Raw genomic sequence first — 23,233 nt, 5'->3', positions numbered from 1 at the left:
TGTTCATCACCGCGCCGTGCATGGACACGTGATCGACCCGGACGGGATTGTCCGGGAACGCCGCGTCGAGCTCGTCGCGGTTGAGGAGACGGCCGCCGGGCATCACCGTGTCGTCGTAGCCATAGGCCATGATCAGCTCGCCCTTGGCGATCGCCCGCGCTTCGGCGAAGGCCTTGATCGCGGCAAGGATGCCGTCGACGTCCTTTCCCGGCCCGGAGGGCGGGGCATAGACTTGGGCCTGGTTCGCCACAGTCAGTGAGTTGATGTAATGCGAATGGGCATCGATGAAGGCGGGAAGGAGCGTTCGCCCCGCGAGATCGACGATCCTCGTGTTCGCTCCCTTGTGCAGGCCCTCGACGTCGGCGCGGCTGCCGATGCCGATGATGACGCCATCTCGCACCGCGAGCGCTTCGGCAGAGGGCGCGGCGTCGTTCATGGTGACGATGACGCCACCGAGGTAGATCGTGTCCGCCGCGGCGGGGGCATCGGCGGCGATTGCGGGGAGCGGCAGGAGCGCCGTTCCGGCGAGCAGGGTGAATTCACGACGGTTCATCGCGGCCTCCGGTCAAGTTGCGGAGGGCACGCTGCAGCGGGTTGCAACCGAATGCAACTATAAAGATAGTTATTTCCGACGGTCAGTTCCTGGCCACCAGGCAGACGCCGCCGCGCGCGCTGAGCGCCTTGCAGAGCTTCTGGGCTTCGGCCCGGCTGTCGCGGCCGACCATCACCCGCACCATCTTGCGCCGCCCCATGCTGCGGTTGAGCTTGCGCACCACGAGAGGCTCCTCGCCCTGGAGAATGTCGTGCCGGTTGCGGATCACGCGGAAGGCCTGCAAGGCGCGGGCCTCGGAAAAGCCGCCGGCCAGCACCACGCCCCAGGGCTTCCAGTTGGCCTGCTTCACGGCGATCGCCTGCGGCGAGAGCTCGCGCATCACCAGCTTGCGGCACTGCTCGGGGAAGGAGCCTTCCTTGCCGATCGAGGGGATCTCGTAACTGGCGTTCTCGGCCTTCCATTCGTCATGGCTGCGGCCGGTGATGGAGAGCACGTAGTCCTGGGTCTCGTAGGGAAGCCCGCTCTTGCCTGCCAGCCAGCGGCGCACCCGCTCTTCCCCGGCGTTGTAGGCCGCCGCCGCCCGGCCGAGATTGCCGAAGGTCGAGCGGAGTTCCGCCAGGTAGGCGGCGGAGGCGGCGAGCGCCTGTTTCGCGTCGAACGGGTCGGCGAGGCCCCTCAGCCTGGCCGTGCCCGGCATGAACTGGGCGATGCCCTGGGCGCCCTTGGGGCTCACCGCGCCGGGGTCGAACAGGCTCTCCTTCCAGATGAGCCGCGCCATGAAGGATTCGGGCAGGGCATGCTCGGTGGAGCGCGATTCGATCTCGCCGCACACCAGCGTGGCGAAGGCGGAGCGCTCCTCCTCTGTCTTGGGCAGCGGCGGGGGCTCCTCGGCCCCTGCCATCGCCGGCAACAGGGCGGCAGCGATCAGACTGGTGAAGAGCAGCAGGGCGCGCAGCATCGGACCGTCACTCGAGGAGGGCCCGCGCCGATAGCGCAGAGTTGCGGCAATTCGATGGAGGAACGTGGCGCCCGGCGCGGATCAAGGCCGCGCCGCGTTGAACACGGCGGCGATGCGGTCGATCTGGCTGCTCACCGGGCTCTCGGCAGCGGTGGCGCTGGACTTCGCCTGCATGTTGATCATGGCGTCGAGCTTCTGCACCCGCTGGTGCAGCGAGAGCGAGCGGTCCACGATGTCGAGCAGGCCTTGGGGCAACTGGTCGGATCCCATCAGCGCGTTGCCGCGGCCGATCTCGGCCAGGCTGATCCGGTGCCGCTCCTTGCGCGCCTCATCCGAGCTCACCTCGCCCGCGCCGATCGCCTTCTGCAGGAGGAGCCACGAGGCGAGCTGCATGAGCCTGGTGGTCAGCCGCATGCTCTCGGTGGCGTAGGCCACCGCGCCGTGGCGGTCGAGGAGGCGGGCCTCCTGGCGGCCCGGTCCGTCGAGGTAGTTCGCCGTCTCCTCCACGAGGCCCATGCCCTCCTGGAAGACTTTCTGGAACTGCTCCGACGCGGTGAAGCGCGACAGGAAATCGACGGTGACGGGCGGGGCCTTGACGGTCATGGTGAAGGATTCCTGAAGCTCATCGGTAGGATTGAGCGGAAAGGCTGCCGATAATGATCCCCTGTGCGGGTATGGTCAACATCGGGCATTTCTCTCCACCCTGGAGCTGTTGAAGCAAGGCCGGTGCCAATTGCGGCAAAAAAAAGCCGCGCGGTTGGCGCGGCTTCAAGGTTTCAAACAGGGAGGCGTCAAACAGAGAGTGACAGGAGCCACTCGGAGCAATCCGGTCAAGGATTACGATGTTAAGGATTATCGTTAATTCCTTACCTAAACCTTAACAAATGGCGACGTTAACGGAAACTTTCGTCGTCCGGGCTGTGTCAATTCCGGAAAAACGCGTCGGCCGCGTCCTTCGATGCGCGCTTCGATTGAATGGCCGCCCTGATTCGCTCGATCTCGGCTTCGAGGTCGTGAATGCGCTGTTCCAGTTCGGACACCGACAGCAAGTCGAGGTTCTCGCCGATCGTGATTCCGGCTGGCTTCTTCGGCAGGTCTTCGAAACTCATGGCGCTCCTCCCGTGCTGTGCCATTTTGTCATTGCGAGGCCCCTGGCTTCAACCCACACTGTGCCGGAATCTTTCGGGGACCGTTCATGAAGGACATGACAGCCATCGCCATCACCAGGCCCGGGGGCCCGGAGGTCCTCGAACCGGTGCGCCTCGCCGTTCCGGCGCCGGGCCCGGGGGAACTCCTGGTGCGGGTCAAGGCGGCGGGCGTCAACCGGCCCGACGTGTTGCAGCGCCAGGGTGCCTATCCGCCGCCACCCGGCGCACCCGCAACCCCCGGTCTCGAGATCGCCGGCGAGGTGGTTGGCCTGGGCGAGGGGGTGAAGCGCTACGAGGCGGGTGAAAGGATCTGCGCCCTCGTCCCCGGCGGGGGCTACGCCGAATACGCCGTGGTGCACGAGGACAACGCGCTTCCCGTGCCGCCCGGCCTCTCGCTCGTCGAGGCGGCGGCGATCCCCGAGACCTTCTTCACCGTGTGGACCAACGTGTTCGATCGCGGGCGGTTAAAGGAGGGCGAGACGCTGCTCGTCCATGGCGGGTCGAGCGGCATCGGCACCACGGCGATCATGCTGGGCAAGGCCTTCGGCGCCGTCGTGGCGGTGACGGCGGGATCGGAGGAGAAGTGCCGGGCTTGCCGCGAACTCGGCGCCGATCTCGCCATCAATTACCGCGAGCAGGATTTCGCCGCCGTGCTGGCGGAGAGGAACATCCGCCCGGACGTCATCCTCGACATGGTCGGCGGCGAGTACGTGGCCAAGAACCTGAAGGTGGCGGCCATGCACGGGCGCATCGTGATGATCGCCTTCCAGAAGGGCTCGCGGATCGAGGCGGACTGGATGCCCATCATGCTGAAGCGCATCACCTTCACGGGCTCCACGCTGAGGCCGCGCAGCGTCTCCGAGAAGGCGGAGATCGCACGCGCCCTGGAGCGCCATGTCTGGCCGCTGTTCGGGGCGGAGCAGCTGAAGCCCATCATCTTCCGCAGCTTTCCACTCGCCGAGGCGGCGGCGGCCCACGCGCTCATGGAATCGAGCGAGCACATCGGCAAGATCGTGCTGGTGGCGGGCTGAGGCGGACCCCACAAAATCGGCATTGCGCCGGAACCCGCCCGCCTTTATATGTGCCCCATCCCCAACAAGCTGTCGCAAGGACAGGGAACCTGAAACACCGGTTCTCAAGGAGAGAAAGATCATGTCCCGCACACCGCTGATGCCCAAGGCCACCGCCGTGTGGCTCGTCGAGAACACCGGGCTCACCTTCCGCCAGATCGCCGATTTCTGCCATCTGCACGAACTCGAGGTGAAGGGCATCGCCGACGGCGACGTGGCCGCGGGCATCAAGGGCCTCGACCCCGTCACCGGCGGGCAGCTCACCCGCGAGGAAATCGAGAAGGCGGAGAAAGACCCCGAGCACCGCCTGAAGATGCTCGAGTCCAAGGTGAACATCCAGGTGCAGAAGGCCACCAAGGGGCCGCGCTACACGCCCGTCTCGCGCCGCGGCGACCGGCCGGACGCCATCGCCTGGCTCCTGCGCTACCACCCGGAGCTTCCCGATTCCGCGATCATGAAGCTCGTCGGCACCACCAAGTCGACGATCGCCTCGGTGCGCGAGCGCACCCACTGGAATGCCGCCAACATCAAGCCGGTGGATCCCGTCTCGCTCGGCATCTGCTCACAGCTCGACCTCGACTTCGCCGTCCAGAAGGCGGCGCGCAAGGCGGGCCGCCCGGCAAGCGAGGCCGCTCCCGTGCGCACCCTCATCCCGGCCTCCGAGGTCGAGGGCACGGCGGCCCATGCCGCGGCTCACCCCGAGGAGGAGGAACAGCCAACCTTCGCGCCCTCGACGAGTGCGCCGCGCGAGGCCGAGCCGCAATATGATCCGGACTCGGTCTTCGCCAAGCTCAAGCCCCTGAAGCGCGGCGAAGAGGGCGGGGAATAAGCCCATGCGCATCCTGGTGGTCGGTGCCGCCGGCGCGGTCGGTCGTGCGGCGGCGGGAGAACTGTCGCGCCGCCACCAGATCGTGAGCGCGGGGCGCTCGGCGGGCGATGTCACGGTGGATCTCATGAGCGAAGACTCCGTGCGCGCCATGTATGCGAAGCTCGGCAAGCTCGACGCGGTGGTCTCCTGCGCAGGACACGTGCATTTCGGGCCGGTCTCCGCCATGGCGCCGGCGCAGTTCCGCAAGGGCCTCGACGACAAGCTGATGGGCCAGATCAACCTCGTGCTGCTCGGCCTGCCGCATGTCAATGACGGCGGCTCCTTCACGCTGACGAGCGGCGTGCTCGACCGCGATCCGGTGCGCCAGGGCGCCAACGCCGCCGCCGTCAACGGTGCCATCGGCGCCTTCGTCAGAGCGGCGGCGCTCGAGATGCCGCGCGGCATCCGGATCAATGCGGTAAGCCCCGGCCTGCTCGAGGAGTCCGCCGCGAAGTACGACGGCTTCTTCCCCGGCCACGAACCCGTCTCCTCGGCCCGCGTGGGGCTCGGCTATGCCAAGAGCGTCGATGGCGCCCTCACGGGGCAGGTCTTCGCAATCGGCTGATTGCCGCCGCGCGCCCGATGCTGATAGCCTCTCCCCCGAAAGGGAGAGGTTCCTTCATGCCGCGCGACCCGCGTTTCGACATTCTCTTCGAGCCCGTCAGGATCGGTCCCGTCACGGCGCCCAACCGCTTCTACCAGGTGCCGCATTGCAGCGGCATGGGCTACCAGCTTCCGGCGACGCTCGCTTCCATGCGCGGCATCAAGGCGGAAGGGGGCTGGGGGGTCGTCAACACCGAATACTGCTCGATTCATCCGTCCTCTGACGATGTGCCCCATCCCTTCGCCAGCCTGTGGGACGAAGGCGACGTCAGGAACATGGCCGCCATGGCGGAGGCCGTCCACGCCCACGGCGCGCTCGCCGGAACCGAACTCTGGTATGGCGGCATGCGGGTGGCGAACCATCTTTCGCGCGAGGTGTCGCTCGCACCGTCGAGCCTTCCTGCCATGGAGGCGCCCTGGCAGTGCGCGCGCATGGATCTCGACGACATCCGCCAGTTCCGCGCCTGGCACAGGGCGGCGGCGCTGCGGGCCCGCCAGGCCGGCATGGACATCGTCTATGTCTATGCCGCCCACACCTATATCCTCGGGCAGTTCCTCGACCGCGAGATCAATTCGCGTACGGACGGATATGGCGGAAGCCTGATGAACCGCGCGCGCCTTCTGCGCGAGGTGCTGGGCGATACGCGCGATGCCGTCGGTCACAGCTGCGCCATCGCCATCCGCATCGAGGTCGACAACGAGGACGGCGGCGGCTTCGATGAGCGAGGGGAGCTTCTCGCCGCGCTCACACCCCTCGTCGATCTCTTCGACGTGACCATCGCGGATTATTACCAGGAGATGGGCGGCTCGCGCTTCGTCAAGGAGGCCTCGCTCGAGCCTCGCATCGCGCATGTGAGGAAGCTCACGGGAAAGCCGGTGGTCAGCGTCGGCCGCTTCACCAGCCCCGAGACAATGCTTTCCCAGGTGAAGCGCGGCATACTCGACTTCATCGGCGCGGCGCGTCCCTCGATCGCCGATCCCTTCCTGCCGGCGAAGATCGCCGAGGGCCGTGAGGACGACATCCGCGAATGCATCGGCTGCAACATCTGCTATGCGCACAATTCCAGGGCTGCTGCCATCCGCTGCACGCAGAATCCCACCATGGGCGAGGAGTGGCGGCGCGGCTGGCACCCGGAGAAGATCGCACCCGCAAAGTCGCGCGAGCAGGTGCTCGTGGTCGGCGCAGGTCCTGCGGGCCTCGAGGCGGGGCTCATGCTGGCCAGGCGCGGCCACGAGGTGAAGATCGCCGATGCCGGCCTGTCGCCCGGCGGCCGCCTGCAATGGGAAACCAAGCTTCCCGGCCTCTCCGAGTGGGGCCGCGTGCGTGATTGGCGGCTGCACCAGATCTCCAAGCTCGCGAACGTCGAGATCTTCCGCGAAAGCCGCATGAGCGCGGAGGAGGTTCTCGACCTCGGCATGCCGCATGCCGTCATCGCCACCGGCAGCCGGTGGCGCAAGGACGGGCGGGGCCGCAGCTTCCGCTCCGCCATTGCCTCCTATGCCGATCCGCGCACGTTCTCGCCGGAGGAGGTGGTGGCGGGAGCGGATGTCAGGGGCCCCGCGGTGATCTTCGACGACGATCACTATTACGTCGCAGCATCGCTGGCCGAGCTCCTTGCGCGGCGTGGCATTCCCGTCGCCTATGTGACCAGCGAAGGCAAGGTGGCGGAATGGTCGGTCCTCACGGCTGAACAGCCGCGCGCCCATGCGCGGCTTCTGGAGCTCGGCGTCGCGGTGATCGTCAACACGCTGGTGGCGGGGCTGAGGCCCGGCGCCGCCGTGCTGCGCTGCGCCTATTCCGGCCGCGAGCAGGAGATCGCGGCGGAAAGCTTCATCCCCGTCACCTCGCGCGAGGGCGATGACGGGCTTTATCATGCGCTGAAGGGCAGGGGGCTTTCCTCGCTGAGCCTCATCGGCGATGCCCGGGCGCCCGGCCTCATCGCTCACGCCGTGCACGCCGGCCACAGGCTGGCGCGCGAGTTCGGCGAGGAGCCCGTGGCCGAGAGGCGCGAGCGGGCGCTCGCCTAGCCGGGACTATTCCTTCACCGGCACGGTATAGTTCAGCGGCATGCGGCCACCGTCCACGTAGATCGTCTCGCCCGTCACGTAGCTCGCATCGTCGGAGGCGAGGAAGGCCGCGATGGAGGCCACTTCCGAGGGCTCGCCCACGCGGCCCAGCGGCGTGCGGGAGAGGGCGCGGTTCAGCGCCGCCCTGTCGGCCAGCACTCCCTTCATCATGTCGGTGTTGATCGAGCCCGGCCCGATGGCGTTGACGCGGATGCCGTGCGGCGCCAGCGCGATCGAGGTGGCGCGCGTCAGCTGCGAGACGCCGCCCTTCGACACGCAGTAGGTGACGATGCCGGGAATGGCCAGCGTGTCGTTGACGGAGGACATGTTGACGATGGCGCCGGGCTTCCGCCCGGCCTCCGCCTGCTTCACCATGTGGCGCGCGCAGGCCTGCAGCATCAGGAAGGAGCCCTTGAGGTTGATGCCGATCACCCGGTCGAAATCGGCTTCCGAAACATCGAGGAAATCGCCGCCCATGGCGATCCCGGCATTGTTGACGAGAATGTCCACCGCACCATGCCGCTCCACCACGGCGGAGACCAGTGCCGCGACGTCGGCCGCGCGGGAGACGTCGCAACGCATGTAGATCGCACCGATCGCCCGGGCGGCCGCCCCGCCCTCCGCGTCCATGACGTCGGAGATCACCACGCTCGCCCCTTCCTCCACGAAGCGCGTGGCGATGGCGAGGCCGATGCCGCGGGCGGCTCCCGTGACGATGGCGATGCGGTCCTTCAGTCTCATGATGTGCTCCTCGCTTGGGGTGGATGGGTTTCAGTAGCTGTCCGCCGGCTGCACCGAGCGCGCGAAGGCGAAGATGATCAGCGCCGCGGCCACCGTCAGGAAGAGGGCCGTGGCCACGTCGCTCGCCTCGGCCACGAAGCCGATCAGCGGCGGGCCGCACAGGAACCCGGTGTAGCCGAGCGTCGTCACCGCAGCGATGCCGCGGCCCGGCGCGTCGGGCTCGAGCCTGCCGCCGCCCGCGAACAGCACCGGCGCGATGTTGCCGAGGCCCAGCCCGGCGAAGACGAAGGCCGCGATGGCGAGTTCCGGCGTCGGCGCCAGCAGCGCCAGCGCCGTGCCGCAGGCGGTGAGCAGCGCGCTCGCCGCCACCATGCGCACCGCGCCCACCTTGAGCCTGATCCAGTCTCCGGTGAAGCGGGTCAGCGCCATGCCGCCCTGGTAGAAGCCGAAGCCCAGCGCGGCGAATCCGGCATCGAGCAGGAACTTCTCGCGCATCATGATCGCCGCCCAGTCGAGGATCGAGCCCTCGATCATCAGCGCCAGGAAGCAGAGGAGGCCGAGCCCGATCGTGGCGCGCGTCGGCCAGGCGAAATGCGAGCCCGACAGGCCCTTGTCCACGTAGGCGCCGAGGAAGTGGCGCGCCGCGCCGAGCTGGATGGCGATGCAGAGCCCGGAGACGATCACCGCCTGCTGCGCCTCCCCCAGCGCCTCGAGCAGTGCCGCGCCGAGGAAGGTGCCGAGCATGCCGCCGATGCTGAAGCAGCCGTGCAGCATGGACATGGTGGGCCGCTTCAGCGCCTTCTCCACCGCGATGCCATGGGCGTTCATCGCCACGTCCATGCTGCCGATCGCCATGCCCATGAGGAAGCCTGCAAGGATGAAGAGGGGCAGGGTCGGGGCGAGGATCGGCCCGAAGAAGGTGAGACAGAAGAGAAGCCCCGCCGCCGCGGTCATCGAGCGGCTGCCGAAGCGGTTGATGAGGACGCCCGCCACCGGCATGGCGCAGACCGCACCCCCGGCGAAGGCGAGGAGTGCGAGGCCGAACACGCCGGGGCCGACCTCCAGCCTTTCCTTGGCGAGCGGAATGTGGGGCACCCAGGCGCCCACCAGTATGCCGTGCAGCAGAAAGGTGGCGCCCACGGCCCAGCGGGCCTGGGAGGGAGAAGGCACTGTCATGTCAAGTCGCTTCGTTGTTGCGCTGCATTCCTAGCGGATTGCGTGGCGGGCCGCCACACGGCATTCTCCCCGGAATGCGCTCCGAGGTTGGGGAACGGCGGGGTGCTGACAACGAGAAAGACACCCGAGGGAACCCATGACCGCCAGCGAAGAGTCCGTCGCCGTTGCCCCCCGCCCGCAACCCGTGAAGATCAACACGATCTCCTTTGCCGACGTCCGGGCCGCACTCGCCCAGGGCTGGAGCGATTTCGTGAAGGCGCCGCTCGTCGGCCTGTTCTTCGGCGGCATCTATGCCGCGGGCGGCATTGCCATCCTGCTGCTGCTCAACGTCTATCACGAGCCGTGGTGGATCATCCCCATCGCCGTGGGCTTTCCGCTGATCGGGCCGTTCGTGGCGGTCGGCCTCTACGAGACGAGCCGCCGCCTCGCGGCGGGCGAACCGCTCCACTGGGGCGAAATCCTCACCGTCATCCTCGCCCAGCGCAAGCGCCAGGTGGGCTGGATGGCCTTCGTCGTGCTCTTCATCTTCTGGATGTGGCTCTACGAGGTGCGGATGCTGCTGGCGATCTTTCTCGGCTTCAAGTCCTTCTCCTCGATCGGCGCCTTTCTCAATGTGGTGACGACGACGCCCGAAGGCATCGGCTTCCTCATCGTCGGCACCGGCGTCGGCGCATTCATCTCCTTCGTGCTGTTCTGCACCACGGTGGTGGCGATCCCGCTGCTGCTCGAGCGCGAGATCGACCTCATCACGGCGATCATCATGAGCTTCAAGGCGGTGTTCCAGAACCTCGCCCCGATGATCGGCTGGGGCATCGTCATCGTGGCGCTCACCTTCGCGGCGCTGCTTCCGGCCTTCCTCGGGCTTCTCGTGGTGCTGCCGGTGCTCGGCCACGCCACCTGGCACCTCTACCGGAAGGTGGTGGCGCCGGAGGCGGCCTAGGCGGACGTTTTCGGTATTTTTTCCTAATACAGGAAAATCACCGCGCGGTCAAGCCCCGATTCCCTTCGCCGCCAGCGCGCCGCGGATTTCATCGAGGATCGCCGGGTCGTCGATGGTGGCCGGCGTCTTGAACTCCTCGCGGTCGGCGATCTTGCGCATCGTGGCGCGCAGGATCTTGCCGGAGCGGGTCTTGGGCAGGCGCGGCACGACGACCACCGTCTTCAGCGCCGCCACCGCGCCGATCTTTTCGCGGATCCGCGCCACGCATTCCTTCTCGATGTCGGCGGACGGCCGGTCCACGCCGGATTTCAGCACCACGAAGCCCACCGGCACCTGGCCCTTCAGCTGGTCGGCGATGCCGATCACCGCCGTCTCGGCCACGTTCGGGTGACCGGCGAGGACCTCCTCCATGCCGCCCGTCGACAGCCGGTGGCCGGCGACGTTGATGATATCGTCGGTGCGGGCCATGATGTAGAGGTAGCCGTCCTCGTCCATGTAGCCGGCGTCCGCCGTCTCGTAATAGCCCGGGAAGTGCGAGAGGTAGCTCTTGTGGAAACGCTCGTCGTTGTTCCACAGCGTGGGCAGGCAGGAGGGCGGCAGCGGCAGCTTCACGCAGATGGCGCCGAGCTTGCCGCGCGGCACCTCGTGGCCGCCTTCGTCCAGCACCTGCACGTCATAGCCCGGCATCGGCACCGAGGGCGAACCGTGCTTCACCGGCAGCATGCCGAGCCCCACCGGGTTCGCCGCGATGGCCCAGCCGGTTTCCGTCTGCCACCAATGATCGACGACGGGAATCTTCAGCATGTCCTCGGCCCATTTCACGGTGTCCGGGTCGGCGCGCTCGCCGGCAAGGAACAGGGTGCGGAGCGAAGAGAGATCGTATTTGCGGATGAAGTTCCCGTCCGGGTCCTCCTTCTTGATGGCGCGGAAGGCGGTGGGGGCGGTGAACAGCGCGGAGACGCCATATTCCGAGACGATCCGCCAGAAGGTGCCGGGGTCCGGCGTTCCCACGGGCTTTCCCTCGAACACGATGGTGGTGGCGCCCTGGAGCAGCGGCGCATAGACGATGTAGGAGTGGCCCACCACCCAGCCCACGTCGGAGGCCGCCCAGTACACTTCGCCGGGCCTGATGTCGTAGACGTTCTCCATCGACCATCTGAGGGCCACCATGTGCCCGCCATTGTCGCGCACCACACCCTTGGGCTGGCCGGTCGTGCCGGAGGTGTAGAGGATGTAGAGCGGGTCGGTCGCCTTGACCGCCGCGCAGTCCGCCTTGCGGCCGAAGCTTCGCGCCACGCTGCAGATGTCCTCCCAGTCATGGTCGCGGCCGGGCTTCAGGTCTGCCGGCGCCTGCTCGCGCTGGAAGATCACGCAGGCTTCCACCTTGTGGGCGGCGATGTCGAGCGCCTGGTCGAGCAGCGGCTTGTAGGCGATGACGCGGCCCGGCTCGATCCCGCAGGAGGCGGTGAGGATCGCCCGTGGCTTGGCGTCGTTGATGCGGGTCGCGAGTTCGGGGGGCGCGAAGCCGCCGAACACCACGGAGTGGATGGCGCCCAGCCTGGCGCAGGCCAGCATCGCGAAGAGCGCCTGCGGGATCATCGGCATGTAGATGATGACGCGGTCGCCCCGGCGGATGCCGAGGTCCTCGAGGGCCGCGGCCAAGGTCGAGACTTCCTCCAGCAGCTGGTTGTAGCTGTACTTCGCCTTCCTGCCGGTGATCGGGCTGTCATAGATCACGGCGAGCCTCTCGCCATGGCCCGCCTTCACGTGGCGGTCCACCGCGTTCCAGCAGGTGTTGCACTCGGCACCCACGAACCAGCGGTCGAGCCCGTCCACCCGGGCATAGACCTCCTGCCAGGGGCTCACCCAGTCGAGCGCTCCGGCGGCCTCCGCCCAGAATCCCTCGGGGTCCCGTTTCCAGCGCTCATAGGTCTCGTGATATCGGCTCATGGCAGGCCTCCCTCCGGCAGTCTCGGGCGCCTTTATCGGCGTGGGGTGCCCCAGAATCGAGTCAGCAATTCGTCGCGTCCTTCAAGGGTTCGCCTAAAGTCGGCTTCGCTTTGACGGCGGGATGGAGTGGGCTACAACATTCGGGAAATCGCCAAGGGTGCCTTGATGTCCGCCTATGAGACCGACCTCGACAAGAACGCCGCCAATTACCAGCCGCTGACGCCGCTCTCCTTCCTCGCCCGCTCGGCCGCCGTCTATCCCGAGCAGGCGGCCATCATCCACGGGGGCCAGCGCGTGAGCTATGCGCAGTTCTATGCGCGCTGCCGGCAGCTCGCCTCCTCGCTCGCCAAGGCCGGGCTGAGGAAGGGCGACACGGTCTCGGTGCTGCTCGCCAACACGCCGGCCATGCTCGAGTGCCATTACGGCGTGCCGATGACCGGGGCGGTGCTCAACACGCTGAACACGAGGCTCGATCCCGCCACCATCGCCTTTTCCCTCCGCCACGCCGAGGCGAAGATCCTCATCGTCGACAAGGAGTTCTCGAAGCTGGCGCGCGATGCGCTGGTGCTGATGGAGGCCCCGCACCCGATCGTCATAGATTACGTCGATCCCGAATATGCGGTGGAAGGCGAGAGGGTGGGCTCGATCGACTACGAGCAGTTCGTGGCGAGCGGCGAGGCCTCCTTCGACTGGCTGTGGCCGGCCGACGAGTGGGAGGCGATCTCGCTCAACTACACCTCCGGCACCACCGGAAACCCCAAGGGCGTGGTCTACCACCACCGCGGCGCCTATCTGCTGGCCCAGGGCAACGTGCTCACCGCCTCGATGCCGAAGCACCCGGTCTATCTCTGGACGCTGCCGATGTTCCACTGCAACGGCTGGTGCTTTCCGTGGTCGCTCTCCGTCGTCGGCGGCACCCACGTGACGCTCCGCTGGGTGCGCTCGAAGCTGATCTGGGAGGCGCTCGACGCGCACAAGGTCACCCATCTCTGCGGGGCGCCCATCGTCATGTCGACGATCCTCAATGCGCCGGCGGAGGAAAAGCGCGCGCTCTCGCAGAAGGTCGAGTTCTTCACCGCCGCGGCACCCCCGCCGGAGGCGGTGCTCGCCGCCATGGCGGATGCCGGCTTCAACGTCACGCACCTTTATGGCCTCACTGAAACCTACGGCCCCGCCGTGGTGAACGACTGGAAAGACGACTGGGACCTGCTCGACGGACCCCAGCGCGCGGCGAAGAAGGCGCGCCAGGGGGTGCGCTACCATGCGCTCGAGGACCTGACCGTGATGGACCCCGAGACCATGCAGCGCGTGCCCGCAGACGGCGAGACGATGGGCGAGGTCATGTTCCGCGGCAACATCGTGATGAGGGGCTATCTCAAGAACCCGAAGGCGTCGGCGGAAGCCTTCCGCGGCGGCTGGTTCCATTCGGGCGACCTGGGCGTGCTGCATCCCGACGGCTACATCCAGCTGAAGGACCGTTCCAAGGACATCATCATCTCCGGCGGCGAGAACATCTCCTCGATCGAGGTCGAGGACGTCCTCTACAAGCACCCGGCGGTGCAGGCGGCGGCCGTCGTCGCCAAGCCCGACGAGAAGTGGGGCGAAACGCCCTGCGCCTTCGTGGAACTGAAGCCCGGCAAGAGCGCCACGCCGGAGGAGATCATCGTCTGGTGCCGCAACGGCCTCGCCCATTACAAGGCGCCACGGCACGTGGTGTTCACGGAACTCCCCAAGACCTCGACCGGCAAGATCCAGAAATTCAAGCTGAGGGACATGGCGAAGGGCGTGTGAGGCGCGCCGATCGCCGGGCGCTCAGGGCGCGGCAGGCGGTGCCCGGTTGCCGCGTATGATGTCGGCGGCGCGCTCACCGATCATGATCGTGGGCGCGTTGGTGTTGGACGAGTTGATCTGCGGCATGATCGAGGAATCGCAGACGCGGAGCCCATCGAGCCCATGCACCTTCAGGTCCGGCGCGACAACGGCCATGGCGTCCGTTCCCATCTTGCAGGTTCCCACGGGGTGGTGCTGCGTCTTGGCGTTTTCGGCGAGGTGCCCGAACAGTTCCCGGTCGGTGTTGAGCGTGGGGCCGGGGATGCGTTCGCCCGCAAGGAAGGGCGCCAGCGCCGGCTGGCGCAGAATGTCGCGCGCGATGCGCATGCCCTTGATGCCGCGGCTCAGATCTTCCGGTTCCTGCCAGTAGTTGGGATCGATCAGCGGCGCATCGGCTGGATCGGGGCTGCGCAGCATTACGCTTCCGCGTGACTTGGGCCGCATGTACGCGGCGTTCAGCGTCACCCCGCCGTTGGGCATCTTGGCGACCCCCGCCTCGATGCCGGAGCCGAGGCCGAAATGGAACTGGATGTCGGGAAGCTTCGCCGTGTCGTCGGAGTACCAGAAGGCGCCGGTCTCGAACAGGCTCGAGGCGGCAGGGCCGCGCCTGAACATGAGGTACTGAATGCCCGCCCACAGCGCCATGTGGGGCTTTGCATAGGCATCGTAACTGTGGGGGCCCGAACATTCAGCGATGGTGAAGAGGTCGAGATGGTCATGCAGGTTCTTGCCCACGCCTGGCAGATCGTGCACGGGCGCGACCCCGACCGACTTCAGTTCGTCGGCGGGGCCGATACCGGACTGCAGCAGCAGCTTGGGCGAGCCTATGGCGCCCGAGGTGACGATCACTTCGCGTTCGGCGCGAATCGTCTCGCGCCCTCCCGCCGTGACGATCTCGACGCCGACGGCGCGCGCGCGCTCGATGATGATGCGCGTCACCTGGACTCCCATGCGAACCTCGAGGTTCTTGCGGCCGGCAACGGGCCCCAGATAGGCGGTTGCGGCCGACGAGCGGCGGCCGTCCCGCTGGGTCAGCTGGTAGAAGCCCGCACCTTCCTGCCGGGCGCCGTTGAAATCGGGATTATAGGGAATGCCATATTGCTGGGCGGCCTTGATGAAGGCATCGGCAACGGGAAGCGCCGCGATCGGCATCGATACGCCCAGGGGGCCTTCGCTGCCGTGGAACTCGTTGACGAAGCGCTGGTTGCCCTCGGCGCGCCGGAAATAGGGAAGGAGGCTCCGGAAGTTCCATCCGTGGCAGCCGTGGTCGCGCTCCCAGGCATCGTAATCGTCAGCGTTGCCTCGCGTGTAGATTTGGGCGTTGATGGCGGAGCCGCCGCCCAGAACCCTGGCCTGGGTGTACCACAGCACGCGGCCATTCATGTGCCTCTGTGGCACGGTGGACCAGCCCCAGCTTGCCACGCCCTTCGTCATCCTGGCGAAACCGGCGGGAATCTGGAACAGCAGCCCCTTGTCGCTTCCTCCAGCTTCGATGAGCAGCACGCGCGTGTCCGGGTCCTCGCTGAGGCGTGCGGCGAGAACGCACCCGGCCGAGCCGCCTCCCGTGATGATGAAATCGTAACCCGCCATGACGCGCCGCCGCCTCCCGCTGCCGAAGGAACTCCCCCCGCGAGCATAGCAAACCCGCAAATCGCCGGAAGAGCGTTTTCCGGCATCGTCCGCCGCTTGCGGTCTCCTAAACGATTAGCTAGCAATGGTGCCCGGCACCGCCATGTGGGAGGAACACGATGTATACGAAACAGGCCCTTCGCGAACTGGGCGTCACCCCCGGCACGCTGAGCGCCGAACAGCTCAGGAATTTCGACGAGCAGGGCTTCATCATCGTGGAGAACGTGCTCTCCCCCGAAGAATGCGCTCGGATGCGCGAGGCCTTCGAGCGCCTCCATGCGGCGGAGAAGGACCAGGGCGGCCATGAGGTGCATGTGGAACCTGGCGCGCGCCGCCTCTCCAACATCTTCAACAAGACGGACGCCTTCGACAAATGCCTGTGGATTCCGGAAATCCTGGCCGTTTCGGCGCATGCGCTGGGCGAGATAAAGGTGCACGGCGCGAACGTGCGCGATCCCGTGAAGGGCTACGGCCAGCAGGACCTGCATGTGGACGTGCCCAAGAAATTCGCGGACGACTGGTGGGTGGTCAACGCGATGATCATGTTCGACGACATGACGCTCGACAACGGTCCCACGCGCATCGTCCCGGGCTCGCAGTGGTGGGCGCCGATCAACGTGCCCTATGTCAACATCGGGGACTGGGAGCCGGAACCGCTGTCGGAGGAGGATGCGGCGCGCGTGCCGGCGGACCTCTCCGCGCCCTATCCGGGGGAAGTGCTGGTGGAGGCGCCGGCAGGGTCCGCGATCATCTGCAACTCCTCCATGTGGCACAGCGGCACGCTCAAGAAGTCCGACAGGCCACGGCGCATGCTGCATCTCACCTACACGAGACGCGACCTTCCCCAGCAGCTCACCCAGCTCGACTATCTCACGCCGGAACTCTACAATCGCATGAGCCCGGTAAAGCGCTACCTGCTCGAGATCGAGCCGCCAAAGCCCGGCGACGGCATCCTGCGCCAGCCGAAGAAGGACCATAAGGGCTGGTGGAACTGACCGCCCGGCGAGGCAGCGCAAGGCACTCCCGGCCGCGCCATAGAGCGGGGCCGGCCCTGGCCTTCAGGGGTGGCGTTCAATGGCGAGGATGAAGGACGTGGCGCGGGCCGCCGGCGTCAGCATCTACACGGTGTCGGCGGCGCTTTCGGGCTCTGCCCCGGTCAGCCCCGAGCTTCGCGCGCGGGTGAAGCAGGCGGTGGAGGCGCTCGGCTACGAGCGAAACTCCGTGGCGCGAGGATTGCGCCAGGGCAGGTCCTCGCTGATCGGTCTCATCGTGTCCGACGTCACCAACCCGTTCTTCACCGAACTCGTGGACCGCATCGAGACCGAGGCGCGGCAGAGCGGCTATTCGGTCCTGCTCGGGATCAGCGGGCATGACGTGGCGCGCGAGAGCGAACTGCTGCGGCTGATGCGCTCCCACCAGGCGGCGGGCACGATCCTGGGCCCGGCAGGCGCCGCCGCGGACTACCGTTCGGGCGAATGGGCGTCGGGGCGCATGAAGCTCGTCGCGATCGACAATGCCTTTCCCGCGCTCGGCATCGATTCGATCGCGCTCGACAACCGCAGGGCCGCGGCACTCGCCGTTTCGCATCTCCTCGAACTTGGCCACCGGCGCATTGCCATGGTGGGCGGCCTGCCACATCAGCACGTGGCACGGGAGCGCCTCAAGGGTTACCGGGCGACGCTCCGGCAGCAGGGCTTGTCCTTCGTTCCCGCACTCGTCGAGAGCGGCAATTTCCGGCTCGATGACGGGTATGCCGCAGGCAGGATGCTGATGGGGCTCGATCCGCCGCCGACGGCACTCTTCGTCGCCAACAACCTCATGCTCATCGGCGTCATGCGGGCGCTTGGCGAGCTTGGGCTGCGCGTGCCGCGAGACGTTTCCGTCTGCAGCGTCGACGACTTTCCGTGGGCCGCGGCGTTCCAGCCCACCTTGACCGTCGTTCAGCAGCCCATCGCCGCGATGGCGGGCGCTGCCTTCCGCGCACTTTCCGCTCGCCTCGAGGGTGAGGCGGGCGCGCCTTCCCACCAGCTCTTCGCGCCGCAGCTCCTGGTGCGCAGGTCCTGTGCCGCGCCTCCGGCGCCGAAGCGCCGTGGCCGGCGAGCGGCCGCCTCCTAAGCCTTCCTCGCGCGCCGCCCGCCCGCAGCGCTGCACAATTTCTTGGCAGCGCAAACCCGAGCATTACGCTTTGCAAGGTGCCGAAACTCGGTTACATTGAACGTCAACCCGGCCTCAGTCCGGTGCGAATTGAACACAGCAAGTTGTTCAAACGGGAGGATACCAATGAGCCTGTTCAAGACGGCCACGATGGCCGTTGTTTCCGCCATTGCACTCGTCAGCGCCGCGACCACGGCAAGCGCGGGCGAGTTCGACGGGGTTACCGTCAACATCCTGACGCGGCCCGGCCCGGTCATCGCCGGCCCGCTGAAGGAGCGCGGCCTCGACTTCGAGAAGATGACGGGCGCCAAGATCGTCGTCAACGAAGTGCCCTTCGCCGAGATCTTCCCCAAGATCCAGAACGACTGGACGACCGGCACCAACTCGATCGACGTCGGCGTGTTCGCCGCCGGTTGGGGCGTCGAGCTCGATGCCTCGGGGCTCCTCGAGGACATGGACCCCTATATCGCCAAGGACGACAAGATCGACATGAACGATATCGCGCCCTATTTCCGCGATTTCGGTCAGAAGATCGGCGGCAAGACCAAGATGCTGATGGTCGATGGCGACTTCCAGATGGTCTATTACCGCAAGGACGTGCTCGAGAAGGCCGGCCTGCAGCCGCCGAAGAGCTGGCAGGACTATGTGGACATCGCGTCCAAGATCCACGGCCAGGACATGAACGGCGACGGCGAGGCGGATTACGGCTCCTGCATCTTCAAGAAGCGCAACGCCCAGTCCTATTTCGCCATCCAGACCATCGCGTCCTCGTTCGTGCAGACGCAGGGCACCGCGCAGGGCTTCCACTTCGACAACGCGACGATGAAGCCCATCATCAACAACGAGGCCTGGAAGAAGGCCTTCGAGCTCTACAAGGAGACCGGCAAGTACGGTCCGCCGGAAGAGCTCAACATGGACATCGGCGACACGCGCGCGGTGTTCAAGGCCGGCCGCTGCGGCCTGCTGATCGAGTGGGGCGATCCGGGCACGCTGCAGCTCGATGCCGATGCCGAGAAGGTGAAGGGCCTCATCTACGCGGTATCCGCCGTCGGCTCCAAGGAAGTCCTCGACCGTGCCACCGGCAAGCTCGTGCCGGTGACCAAGGAAAACGCGCCCCACTCGGTTGACGGCATCAACTACGCTCCCTTCGCTGCATTCGGCGGCTGGGCCGGCGCCATCAACGCCAAGGCGGACGAGAAGAAGAAGGCTGCGGCCTATGCCTTCCTGTCCCACATGAACCAGGCGGCGCAATCCAACGTGGACGTCACGATCGGCTCCACCGGCTACAATCCCTACCGCCTGTCGCAGCTCTCCAGCACGGACCTGTGGGTGAAGGCCGGAATGCCGAAGGAACTCGCCGAGAACTATCTTGGCGCGATCAACGGCGCGCTGAACAATCCCAACATGGCCTCCGACATGAAGATCCCCGGCGCGCAGCAGTACACGGGCGTCGTGCTCGACACCGAGCTCGCCCGCTACCTCGCCGGTGAAATCACCGTCGAGGAAGCCCTTGCGAACATCGAAGAGGGCTGGGAGAAGATCACGGAAGACTTCGGCCGCGACGAGCAGATCAAGGCCCAGGCCCTGGCGCTCGGCCTCTAACTCTCTCGATGACTGCCACCGCGACATACCAGCCGGGGAACTCCCCGGCTGGCCTGTCCAGGGCGGGCGGCTGGAGCGAATGGGTGGACCGCCACTCGCGCACCTTCTTCATCGCGCCCGCCGTCGTCCTGATCCTCATCTTCGCGATCTTCCCCACCTTCTATTCGATCGTCTTCGCCCTGAGTCGTGTGCGCTTCAGGGCCTCGGGCCTGCAGTTCCGCTTCGTCTGGTTCGATAACTTCCTCGCCCAGTTCTCCGGCAACGATCAGGCGCATTTCCTCGGCAGGCTCACGGAGATGAGCATCCTCGGCTGGACCTTCGCGCTTGCCGCGACGGGTCTCGCCCTGTGGTGGCTCCACCGTTCATGGCTGCGGCGTTCGCACTGGATCTTCATGGTGGGCCGCCTCATCTCGGCGGCGATGTTCATCTTCCTCGCCTGGATTCTGGCGGCGACACTGCTCTCCGGCAACCCCTGGGGCACGATGCTGACGACGCTGTTCTACGTGATCGTCGGCTGCACCATCCAGTTCGTGATCGGAACGGGGCTCGCCTTCCTCTGCTCGCAGCCCATCTCGGGGAAGAATTTCTTCCGCGTCCTCTTCTTCATACCCCTGATGATCACGCCGCTCGGCGTGGGCTATGCCTTCAAGATGGTGCTCGACATCACCAAGGGCCCCCTGCAGCCCCTGTGGGATTCGATCGGGCTTCAGGACTGGGCCTGGTCGGCTCATGCCTGGGCAGCGCGGTGGTTCGTGATCCTGGGCGATTCCTGGCAGTGGATTCCCTTCATCTTCATCGTCATGCTTGCGGCCCTCGAGAATGTCTCGCGTGACCAGGTCGAGGCCGCGCAGGTCGACGGCGCCTCGAGCGTGCAGATCTTCCGCGAGATCACCTGGCCGCAGATCGTGCCGGTCGCCGTCACGGTGATCCTGATCCGCATGATCGAGGCCTTCAAGATCGTCGACCTTCCCAACATCATGACCTCGGGCGGCCCCGGCATCGCCACCGAATCGATGACGCTCCACTCCTATTTCCTGTGGCGGGCGAACGACATGGGCGCGTCGGCTGCGGTGGCCTACCTGTTGCTCATCCTCACCGTCGTCGTCTGCGCCTCCTTCTTCAACTATGTGGTGCTGGGCCAGTTGAGGAAGGCCAAATGAGCACCTCGCCGCTCAAATACGAGAGATCCGGCCGGAACCTGATGGAGCGGCTCTTCGAGCCTCCCGCCATCGGCAGGATGTCGCCGGCCGCCAAGGTTGTGGCCTATGGGCTCCTGTCCTTCTGGTCGGTCTTCGTCATCTTCCCCATCTACTGGGTGGTGATCACCGCATTCAAGGACGCGGCGGCGGTGAACCAGGGCCCGTTCTACATTCCCTTCGTGGACTTTCAGCCCACGCTCGACGCCTGGCGCGTTCATCTGTCGGATGCAAACTGCGATTTCTACTCCATCGGGCGCCAGTTCCTGCTGCTCGCCTACAACAGCTTTGCCTTCATCGCTTCGCCCGTCGTGGCCCTGAGCCCCATGGAGCCCCAGATCTGCAAGGTCTATCTCGCCTTCACCAACTCGCTGGTGATCGGCGTGGCCTCGACCGTGCTCTGCGTGGCGATCGGCAGCATGGCGGCCTATGCGCTGGCGCGCATCCAGTACAGGCCCAAGTTCGGCAACGTGCTGATGTTCGTTCTGCTGACACTGGTGATGATCGCGGCGACGAGCTATGCCGGCATCGCGTGGTACTTATCCTCCGCCGTGGCGCTGGCCATGTTCTTTCTCCTTGCCCGGGCCTTCGGCAGGCGCTTCACCGCGACGCTCGGCAATGGCGACATCCTGTTCTGGATCATTTCGCAGCGCATCCTGCCGCCGATCGTGGTCATCATCCCGATCTACATGATGTTCCAGGCGGTGGGGCTCCTCGACACGCACCTCGCCCTGATCATCGTCTATGCGGTGGCGAACCTGCCGATCGTGGTCTGGCTGATGCACGATTTCTTCGCCAGCCTGCCGATCGAGCTCGAGGAGTCGGCCCAGCTCGACGGATCGAGCCGCTTCGGAATCTTCTGGGAGATCGTGCTGCCGCTCACGCGGCCGGGCCTCGCGGCAACGACACTGCTGACCCTCATTCTCAACTGGAACGAATATCTCTTCGCCGTCTTCCTTTCCACCGCCAAGGCGCAGACCATGCCGATCATGGTGGCGGCCAAGAACGCGGGCGAGAAGGGCATCCTATGGTGGGAGATGTGCGCCATCATCGTGGTCATGATCATTCCCGTGATCATCATGGCCATCATCCTGCAGCGGTTCATCGCCAGGGGCGTGCTGCTCGGGGCGGTCAAGGGATAAGGGGCAGGGGCAGGGTTCGGGCGATGGCTTCCACAGCGGGCGTTCCCGTCACATTCGACAAGATCGCGAAGTCCTTCGGGCCGGTGCGCGTCCTGGAGGAGCTGTCGCTCCAGGTGCAGCCGGGCGAATTCCTCGTCCTGCTCGGCGCCTCCGGCTCCGGCAAGACGACGGCACTGCGAATCCTCGCCGGCCTCGAGACGGCGAGCTCCGGCCGCATCCTCATCGGCGAACGCGAGGTGACGGACGTCCTGCCGAAGTATCGCGACGTGTCGATGGTGTTCCAGTCCTATGCGCTGTACCCTCACAAGACGGTGGCGGAGAACATCGGCTTTCCCCTGAAGGTCCGCAAGGTGCCGAAGGACCAGCAGGAGGCGGCGATCCGCGACGCGGCGGCGCAGGTTCAGATCGACCAGCTGCTCGACCGCTACCCCCGCCAGCTCTCCGGCGGCCAGCGCCAGCGCGTGGCGCTCGCCCGCGCCATGGTGCGCAGGCCCTCCGTCTTCCTCATGGACGAGCCGCTCTCCAATCTCGACGCCAAGCTGCGCGGCCACATGCGCGCCGAGCTGAAGCACATGCAATCCACCCTCGGGACCACCACGATCTACGTGACCCACGACCAGATCGAGGCGATGACGCTGGCGCACCGCGTGGCCATTCTCGAACGGGGCGTGTTGCAGCAGCTCGACACGCCGGCCAGGATCTACAACGACCCCGCCAACCTCTTCGTGGCGCAGTTCATCGGCTCTCCGCCGATGAACGTGGTGCACGGCGGGCTCGAGGGTTCGCGCTTCGTCACCCGTGGCGGCGATGTTGAAGTTCCGGTCTCCGGGCGCATCGAGAAAGCCATACTGGGCGCCCGGCCGGAGGATTGCACCGTCGTTTCCGCGGGCAAGGGCCATCTCGGCGGCGGGATCTATGCCGTCGAGCTCATCGGCGACCATACGCTCGTCACTCTCAAGGCGGGGCAGGACATGCTCACCGTCAAGGCCCCGAAGGACTTTTCCGGCACGACCGGCGAGACGATCGGCATCACCTTCAGCAAGGACCGCCTTTTCGTCTTCGATGCCGCCACCGGCGCGCGCGTGAGGTGAAGCCGCCTTATTTCGCCACCGGCACGAAGGCGTCGGCCCGGGCCTGGGCCTCCTTCTTTTCCGCGTCGGAGAGTTTCGAGAGCAGGGACTCGAGTTCGGCGTCGCCGCGGCCGCCGCGGGTGGCGAGGATGTTCCACTTGAGCGCCTCGACGCCGTCGGCCGGAACGCCCTTGCCGAAGGCGAAGAGCCTCGCCACGCGGTTCTGGGCGATGACGTTGCCGCGCCTGGCCGAAACGAGGAGCCATTGCGCGCCGATCTTCTCGTCCCGCTGCACGCCCTCGCCGCGGAACACCAGCACCCCGTAGTCCAGCATCGCGTCGACATCGCCCTTGCCGGCGGCGGCGCCGATGAGGCGGGCTGCCTCGATCGCGTTCTTCGGCACGCCCTTGCCTTCGAGGTGGAGCACACCGAGATTGTATTCGGCTGCAACATGGCCCTGGGCCGCCGCCTTGGCGAACCATTCGGCGGCGAGCACGTATTCCGGCGGATTGCCGAAGCCCCCGGCGGAGAGGAGG

At 66.5% G+C, this 23,233-nt stretch carries 21 protein-coding genes; 12 read left to right on the top strand and 9 right to left on the bottom strand.

The features are described 5' to 3' along the window. The 4 genes from ACK4HL_RS19015 to ACK4HL_RS19000 form a co-directional block, all read right to left on the bottom strand. The coding region (locus ACK4HL_RS19015; protein ID WP_409763904.1) for an amidohydrolase family protein at positions 1 to 553 on the bottom strand (553 nt) is incomplete at its 3' end. A gap of 82 nt (positions 554 to 635) precedes the next feature. Then, positions 636 to 1,511 (bottom strand): lytic transglycosylase domain-containing protein, encoded by an 876-nt coding sequence (locus ACK4HL_RS19010; protein WP_409763901.1) that lies wholly within the window; start codon positions 1,509 to 1,511, stop codon positions 636 to 638. 81 nt (positions 1,512 to 1,592) lie between these two features. Further along, positions 1,593 to 2,114 carry a DUF1465 family protein gene (locus tag ACK4HL_RS19005; protein ID WP_409763898.1) on the bottom strand — a complete coding sequence of 174 codons (522 nt, stop codon included), beginning with the start codon at positions 2,112 to 2,114 and terminating at the stop codon, positions 1,593 to 1,595. Positions 2,115 to 2,434: 320 nt separating this feature from the next. Further along, entirely contained in the window at positions 2,435 to 2,620 is a 186-nt protein-coding gene (locus ACK4HL_RS19000) for a DUF1192 domain-containing protein (RefSeq protein WP_409763895.1), read from the bottom strand. 95 nt (positions 2,621 to 2,715) lie between these two features. Here ACK4HL_RS19000 and ACK4HL_RS18995 point away from each other — a divergent pair, with 95 nt between their 5' ends. The 4 genes from ACK4HL_RS18995 to ACK4HL_RS18980 all read left to right on the top strand — a co-directional run bounded on the left by ACK4HL_RS18995 (position 2,716) and on the right by ACK4HL_RS18980 (position 7,228). Next, complete coding sequence (locus ACK4HL_RS18995; protein WP_409763911.1) at positions 2,716 to 3,690, top strand: NAD(P)H-quinone oxidoreductase; 975 nt, start codon at positions 2,716 to 2,718, stop codon at positions 3,688 to 3,690. Positions 3,691 to 3,811: 121 nt separating this feature from the next. Continuing rightward, the gene (locus ACK4HL_RS18990; RefSeq protein WP_409763892.1) at positions 3,812 to 4,558 is read left to right on the top strand and encodes a DUF1013 domain-containing protein; all 747 of its coding nucleotides are present in this window, start codon (positions 3,812 to 3,814) and stop codon (positions 4,556 to 4,558) included. Between the two features lie 4 nt (positions 4,559 to 4,562). Continuing rightward, positions 4,563 to 5,162: a short chain dehydrogenase gene (locus ACK4HL_RS18985; protein WP_409763889.1), complete on the top strand. Its 600-nt coding sequence runs from the start codon at positions 4,563 to 4,565 to the stop codon at positions 5,160 to 5,162. Between the two features lie 56 nt (positions 5,163 to 5,218). Continuing rightward, positions 5,219 to 7,228: an FAD-dependent oxidoreductase gene (locus ACK4HL_RS18980; RefSeq protein ID WP_409763886.1), complete on the top strand. Its 2,010-nt coding sequence runs from the start codon at positions 5,219 to 5,221 to the stop codon at positions 7,226 to 7,228. A gap of 6 nt (positions 7,229 to 7,234) precedes the next feature. Here ACK4HL_RS18980 and ACK4HL_RS18975 read toward each other — a convergent pair whose 3' ends face one another. Together ACK4HL_RS18975 and ACK4HL_RS18970 are read right to left on the bottom strand one after the other, a co-directional pair. Next, positions 7,235 to 8,008, bottom strand: coding sequence for an SDR family NAD(P)-dependent oxidoreductase (locus ACK4HL_RS18975; RefSeq protein ID WP_409763882.1), 774 nt, complete (start codon positions 8,006 to 8,008; stop codon positions 7,235 to 7,237). 30 nt (positions 8,009 to 8,038) lie between these two features. Then, positions 8,039 to 9,184: an MFS transporter gene (locus tag ACK4HL_RS18970; RefSeq protein WP_409763879.1), complete on the bottom strand. Its 1,146-nt coding sequence runs from the start codon at positions 9,182 to 9,184 to the stop codon at positions 8,039 to 8,041. A 136-nt stretch (positions 9,185 to 9,320) separates the two neighbouring features. On the opposite strand from ACK4HL_RS18970, the gene ACK4HL_RS18965 reads away from it, so the two are divergent. Beyond that, a complete protein-coding gene (locus ACK4HL_RS18965) occupies positions 9,321 to 10,124 on the top strand; it encodes a DUF2189 domain-containing protein (protein ID WP_409763876.1) in 804 nt (267 codons plus the stop codon). A gap of 48 nt (positions 10,125 to 10,172) precedes the next feature. On the opposite strand, the gene ACK4HL_RS18960 is transcribed toward ACK4HL_RS18965, so the two are convergent. Then, on the bottom strand, positions 10,173 to 12,074 hold the full coding sequence (locus tag ACK4HL_RS18960) for a propionyl-CoA synthetase (RefSeq protein WP_409763873.1): 1,902 nt from the start codon (positions 12,072 to 12,074) through the stop codon (positions 10,173 to 10,175). A gap of 165 nt (positions 12,075 to 12,239) precedes the next feature. On the opposite strand from ACK4HL_RS18960, the gene ACK4HL_RS18955 reads away from it, so the two are divergent. After that, positions 12,240 to 13,865 carry an acyl-CoA synthetase gene (locus ACK4HL_RS18955; RefSeq protein WP_409763907.1) on the top strand — a complete coding sequence of 542 codons (1,626 nt, stop codon included), beginning with the start codon at positions 12,240 to 12,242 and terminating at the stop codon, positions 13,863 to 13,865. Positions 13,866 to 13,886: 21 nt separating this feature from the next. Here the strand turns inward: ACK4HL_RS18955 and ACK4HL_RS18950 are convergent, their stop codons facing one another. Then, on the bottom strand, positions 13,887 to 15,494 hold the full coding sequence (locus tag ACK4HL_RS18950; protein ID WP_409763870.1) for a GMC family oxidoreductase: 1,608 nt from the start codon (positions 15,492 to 15,494) through the stop codon (positions 13,887 to 13,889). Positions 15,495 to 15,652: 158 nt separating this feature from the next. Between ACK4HL_RS18950 and ACK4HL_RS18945 the strand changes: the two genes are divergently transcribed. The 6 genes from ACK4HL_RS18945 to ACK4HL_RS18920 all read left to right on the top strand — a co-directional run bounded on the left by ACK4HL_RS18945 (position 15,653) and on the right by ACK4HL_RS18920 (position 22,718). Further along, positions 15,653 to 16,528 carry a phytanoyl-CoA dioxygenase family protein gene (locus tag ACK4HL_RS18945; protein WP_409763867.1) on the top strand — a complete coding sequence of 292 codons (876 nt, stop codon included), beginning with the start codon at positions 15,653 to 15,655 and terminating at the stop codon, positions 16,526 to 16,528. Between the two features lie 79 nt (positions 16,529 to 16,607). Continuing rightward, positions 16,608 to 17,648 (top strand): LacI family DNA-binding transcriptional regulator, encoded by a 1,041-nt coding sequence (locus ACK4HL_RS18940; RefSeq protein WP_409763864.1) that lies wholly within the window; start codon positions 16,608 to 16,610, stop codon positions 17,646 to 17,648. 165 nt (positions 17,649 to 17,813) lie between these two features. Next, positions 17,814 to 19,289, top strand: coding sequence for an ABC transporter substrate-binding protein (locus ACK4HL_RS18935; RefSeq protein ID WP_409763861.1), 1,476 nt, complete (start codon positions 17,814 to 17,816; stop codon positions 19,287 to 19,289). Between the two features lie 8 nt (positions 19,290 to 19,297). Continuing rightward, positions 19,298 to 20,449, top strand: coding sequence for a carbohydrate ABC transporter permease (locus ACK4HL_RS18930; RefSeq protein WP_409763858.1), 1,152 nt, complete (start codon positions 19,298 to 19,300; stop codon positions 20,447 to 20,449). After that, on the top strand, positions 20,446 to 21,627 hold the full coding sequence (locus ACK4HL_RS18925; RefSeq protein WP_409763855.1) for a carbohydrate ABC transporter permease: 1,182 nt from the start codon (positions 20,446 to 20,448) through the stop codon (positions 21,625 to 21,627). The genes ACK4HL_RS18930 and ACK4HL_RS18925 overlap by 4 nt, the downstream gene beginning before the upstream one ends. A gap of 23 nt (positions 21,628 to 21,650) precedes the next feature. After that, positions 21,651 to 22,718 (top strand): ABC transporter ATP-binding protein, encoded by a 1,068-nt coding sequence (locus tag ACK4HL_RS18920; protein ID WP_409763852.1) that lies wholly within the window; start codon positions 21,651 to 21,653, stop codon positions 22,716 to 22,718. Positions 22,719 to 22,725: 7 nt separating this feature from the next. On the opposite strand, the gene ACK4HL_RS18915 is transcribed toward ACK4HL_RS18920, so the two are convergent. Beyond that, positions 22,726 to 23,233, bottom strand: a 508-nt coding sequence (locus ACK4HL_RS18915; protein ID WP_409763849.1) for a tetratricopeptide repeat protein, incomplete at its 5' end; no start/stop codon positions are given.

Source organism: Aestuariivirga sp. (assembly GCF_046294715.1).
In the GTDB taxonomy this organism is placed as follows: Bacteria; Pseudomonadota; Alphaproteobacteria; order Rhizobiales; family Aestuariivirgaceae; genus Aestuariivirga.
Note: the sequence above shows the minus strand (reverse complement) of the source record. Positions and strands in the feature narration are given on the sequence as shown.